Genomic DNA, 1807 nt, shown 5'->3' with positions numbered 1-1807 from the left:
TTGACAACTGAATACCCCGAAATGCAAGAGATACTTCAAGCAGAATATGCCATGACGATAATTCCGAGCGTATTCCTTGAAAGATAACGAGGTTGTGTCAAACAAGGCAAGCCCTCTGGAACAGTAGCGTTTCGGGTCATTTATAAAAGGCAAGGAGGTGAAATAACTGAAAACACAATATGATAACTTGCCGCAGATGCTTAAAGATAAGCCACAGTTTTGCTGTTGGAAATATGAAGAGCGAAGTGGTAAAAAGACCAAAGTTCCCTATAACCCAGTAACGAGAAAAAGGGCAAAACCAAATCAACGTGGTACATTCAAAGATTTTAGTTCGGCGGTAGCTGCTATAAGTGATTATGATGGTATCGGATTTTTGGTGGGTAATGACATATGTGTTATCGACTTAGATGATTGCTTTGATAGTGGTGGTAAGCTTAAGCCTGTTACCCAAATTGTTGTAGAGGCTTTTAGTGGTTGTTATATGGAACACAGTCCATCTGAAAAAGGGCTTCATATTTTCTTTAAGGCCACAGGCTTTAACTTTGACAAAACAAAATATTATATCAATAACAGAAAGCTGGGAGTTGAGGTCTATGTGGCTGGAGCAACAAATCGTTTTGTTACCGTAACAGGCAATGTATATGCAGATGGTGATATAGCGGAGAAATCGAATGAACTACAGATGATACTAGACAAGTATATGCTACGTCCTACCACTGTGAAGCAACTTCTGGATACAGAAAGTCAATCATATCTGTCTGACAAGTCTGTTATTGAGAAGGCTTTAAAATCGGCAAATGGAGAAAGGTTCAAAGCATTATGGCAAGGGGATACATCAGGCTATGCTTCTGCCAGTGAAGCTGATTTGGCACTTTGCGGTATGCTGGCATTTTGGTGTGGCAGAGATATTGGACAGATAGACAGACTTTTCCGGCAGAGCGGCCTAATGCGAGATAAATGGAATAGACCGCAGTCCGGTAGTACTTATGGAATGATAACCATAGAAAAAGCTATCGCAAATGCTACTGAGATATACAAACCAGGTGGTAAGCGTTCATCAGCTACAGAAGATTTTGGTGAATGTTCTCTTGCTGACTTTAAGCCTGAGAGTAACGATCGCTACCCTTGGACGGATATTGGGGCAAGCAGGTTGTTTGCTGATTATTATAAATCTTTAGCCCGCTTTGTTCCCGAAAGGAAGATGTGGTTTTGCTACGAGAATGGTATTTGGATTCCTGATGTAGGTAATCTCAAAGTGATGGAAATGTGTAAATCATTGGCTAACCAACTACTAACCTATGCTTTGACTATTCAGGATGAACATCAGAGAAAGGCATACATTGACTATTGCAGAAAGTGGCAGTCAAGAAGATACCGAGAAACGGTTCTTAAGGATGCACAGAGCGTATATCCCATATCAATGGCTGAATTTGACCAAGACCCGCAGATGTTCAACTGTTCCAATGGGACATTGTTTTTAATGTCTATGGATTTTCATCCCCACAACAGCGAGGACAGACTTACAAAGATATCTGGCGTTAAATATGACCCAGAAGCAAAAAGTGAGCGATGGGATAGATTTATTCATGAGATTATGAGCGGAGATGAGGAAAAGGCAAAATTCCTCCAAAAAGCCTTTGGTTACAGTATTAGCGGAGACACTCGGTATGAATGCCTGTTTGTTCTCTATGGTGCTACAACTCGAAACGGTAAAGGTACGCTATGTGAGAGCATTCTTAAGGTATTAGGCAGTTATGGCTGTACCGCAAGGCCAGAGACTATCAGTCTGAAAAAGAACAATAACAGT

1 protein-coding gene is annotated in these 1807 nt (G+C 41.0%); it reads left to right on the top strand.

The genetic code is table 11. The features are described 5' to 3' along the window. Positions 1-196: 196 nt before the first annotated feature. The coding region (locus BUC50_RS00810) for a phage NrS-1 polymerase family protein (RefSeq protein ID WP_286677039.1) at positions 197-1807 on the top strand (1611 nt) is incomplete at its 3' end.

It is taken from the genome of Aminobacterium sp. EBM-42 (assembly GCF_001896635.1).
Lineage (GTDB): Bacteria > Synergistota > Synergistia > Synergistales > Aminobacteriaceae > Aminobacterium > Aminobacterium colombiense.
The sequence above is the reverse complement of the archived record's forward strand: the minus strand, read 5'-3'. Positions and strand labels throughout refer to the sequence as shown.